Source organism: Acrocarpospora sp. B8E8 (genome assembly GCF_039871605.1).
Classification (GTDB): Bacteria; Actinomycetota; Actinomycetes; order Streptosporangiales; family Streptosporangiaceae; genus Acrocarpospora; species Acrocarpospora macrocephala.
Map to the genome: position 1 here is coordinate 1 of NZ_JBDPLV010000167.1, position 2,929 is coordinate 2,929.

1 protein-coding gene is annotated in these 2,929 nt (G+C 62.3%); it reads left to right on the forward strand.

Annotation, left to right across the window (positions count from 1 at the left end; translation table 11 throughout):
• Positions 1-630 precede the first annotated feature (630 nt).
• The gene (locus tag ABGB08_RS54285; protein ID WP_347608356.1) at positions 631-2,685 is read left to right on the forward strand and encodes a S9 family peptidase; all 2,055 of its coding nucleotides are present in this window, start codon (positions 631-633) and stop codon (positions 2,683-2,685) included.
• Positions 2,686-2,929 lie beyond the last annotated feature (244 nt).

Below are 2,929 nucleotides of genomic sequence, written 5' to 3' on the forward strand. Positions count from 1 at the left end.
AAATGCTTGAAAAGAAGATCTCCAGCTGAAACATAATGTTCAACCAAAGGAATCCGTCAAAATAGACGGGGTTGTGCATCATGCACTGGCTTTTAGCACACTGTTGAGTTCTCAAGAAACGCACACGAACATCCAGCCTTCGAATCGAAGGATTCTCAACCGGAGGTGTCGTTCACGCTGTGTCGCGATCTTCGCAAGCTTCCCGATCTCTGTCAAATCAACCGACTTGACACTGACCTGATCATCTTGCGGGACTTCGGACCACCCCGAATCCGGGGCAACCCCTCTAACTTACCAGCCCGAATCGACTCTTGCGAACCGATCTTCCGAACCGCCATGTTTCGAGGGATCGTCGTGATCGATCTGGCACACCAACAACCGCCACCGAAGTGAGAGGGATTGGATTGCGCCGGGCGATCCCGACAAGAAAACATTAGCAGCCTCCACGAGTGCGGCAGCACGAACAACGCCGGGAAGACGGCGGACGACCCCAGGGCGACGGCCCCGGACTCCCCCGGGACGACGCTATGAGCGGTGGGATCTCCAGGGCTCTGTCCACAGCGATGGGAGTTATCCACAGGCGTCACGGAGTCGCCGTGCGGGCAGATCCGCCAGACATAGAGTGTCCGGGTGAGCAGCGACATGCCCCCAGCGGCGAAGAGGGTTCCGGCCGAGCGCACACATCACGGCGACACCGTGATCGACGAATACGCCTGGCTCATCAAGAAGGACGATCCGGACACGGTCGCCTACCTGGAGGCGGAGAACGCCTACACCAACGCGGCCTCCGCGCATTTGAAGCCCCTTCAGGATTCGATCTTCCAGGAGATCAAGGGCCGGACTCTGGAAACCGACCTCAGCGTGCCGACGCGCAAGGGGGCCTGGTGGTATTACTCGCGCACCGAGGAAGGCAAGCAATACGGCATTCAATGCCGTGTGGCGGCCGACGGCGACGATCCGCCGGTGTTGACGCCCGGGGAGCCGTTGCCTGGGGAGCAGATCCTGCTCGATGGCAACGAGTTGGCCGGGGACAGCCCGTTCTTCGCGATCGGCACCAGCTCGGTGAGCCCCGATGGCACGATGCTCGCCTACTCCACTGATTTCTCCGGGGATGAAAGGTTCACGCTCAGGTTCAAGAGCCTGAGCACCGGCGAAGTGCTCAGTGACGAGATCCCTGGAATCTTCTACGGCGGCGCCTGGGCGGGTGACGGGTCGGCGTTCTTCTACACGATGGTCGATGAGGCTTGGCGGCCGAATCGGGTGTTCCGCCACACGCTGGGGTCAGCAGATCCGGATCCCGTGGTCTTCCAGGAGGACGACGAGCGCTTCTGGATCGGCATCGGACTCTCGCGAAGCGAGCGTTTCCTGATCCTCGGAGCACACAGCAAGATCACCAGCGAGGTTCGGTTCCTGGACGCGAACAACCCGTTGGGCGAGTTCACCGTGATCCGCCCCCGGGAGACCGGTGTCGAGTATCACGTTGACCACCAGAACGACCGGTTCCTCGTGCTGCACAACCAGGGCGCCGCGAACTTCGAGTTGGCCAGCGCCCCGGTTGACGATCCCGCGGTCTGGACTGCCGTGATCCCGCATCGTGAGGACACCCGGCTGCTGGATGTGGACGCCTTCCAGTCGCACCTGGTCGTGCACTTCCGCCGGGATGGGCTCACAGGCCTGCGGATCCTGCCCGAAGGCGCGGAGCCTTACGAGATCGAGTTTCCGGAACCGCTGTATGACGTCGCGCCTTCGGGGAACTCGGAGTTCGTCACGTCGCGGCTTCGGCTTGGCTACACCTCGATGGTCACCCCGCCCTCGGTGTATGACTTCGACCTGCCGAGTCACACGCTCATTCTTTTGAAGCGGCGGCCGGTGCTCGGCGGTTACGACCCGGCGGACTACGAGCAGTTCCGTGAGTGGGCCACGGCCGAAGATGGCACGAGGATCCCGATCTCGCTCGTCATCAGGAAGGGCACGCCGCGGCCCGCGCCCACGCTTCTGTACGGCTACGGGAGCTACGAGAACTCGATCGATCCGTACTTCTCGGTCGCCCGGCTGTCACTGCTGGATCGGGGGTTCGCATTCGCCGTCGCGCATGTGCGCGGTGGCGGGGAGATGGGCCGGCACTGGTATGAGGACGGCAAGCTCAACCGGAAGAAGAACACCTTCACCGACTTCGTGGCCGTCGCGCGGCATCTGAAGAGCGAATGGTCGGGTCCGATCATCGCGCGGGGCGGGTCGGCGGGCGGGCTGCTGATGGGCGCGGTGGCCAATCTGGCGCCCGAGGAGTTCACGGCGATCGTGGCCGAGGTTCCGTTCGTGGACGCGTTGAACACGATCCTGGATCCGTCGCTGCCGCTGACTGTGATCGAATGGGACGAGTGGGGCGATCCCCTGCACAATGCGGACGTGTACGCGTACATGAAGTCGTACTCGCCGTATGAGAATGTCCGCGATGACGTTTACCCCCCAATCCTTGCGATCACGTCGTTCAACGACACTCGAGTCTTCTATCACGAGCCCGCCAAGTGGATCGCGCGTCTGCGTGCGGTGGCGCAGGGAGGGCCGTTCCTTTTGAAGACCGAGATGGGTGCCGGGCACGGGGGGCGTAGCGGCCGCTACGACGCCTGGCACGAGGAAGCGTTCACGCTCTCCTGGATCCTCGACCGAGTTGGAGTATCACAGTAACGGGATCCCTCTCGTAAACGAGGGGCCTTTCAGTCCGCAGGGTACGAGGGCCGCCGTTACCAGCACCAGCCAACACCAAGACCGTAGGAGGTGACCGAAGTTGGCTACGTTTCACGTAGGCGAGAAGACCCACCCATCTGTGCCTCCTCAGCAGGTGGCTCTGGAATTGGAGTCAGCAGACACTCCCCGGATCGGGAACGAAACGGGACTCCAACGCCGCCAGGCAACCGGCGTGGAACATGTG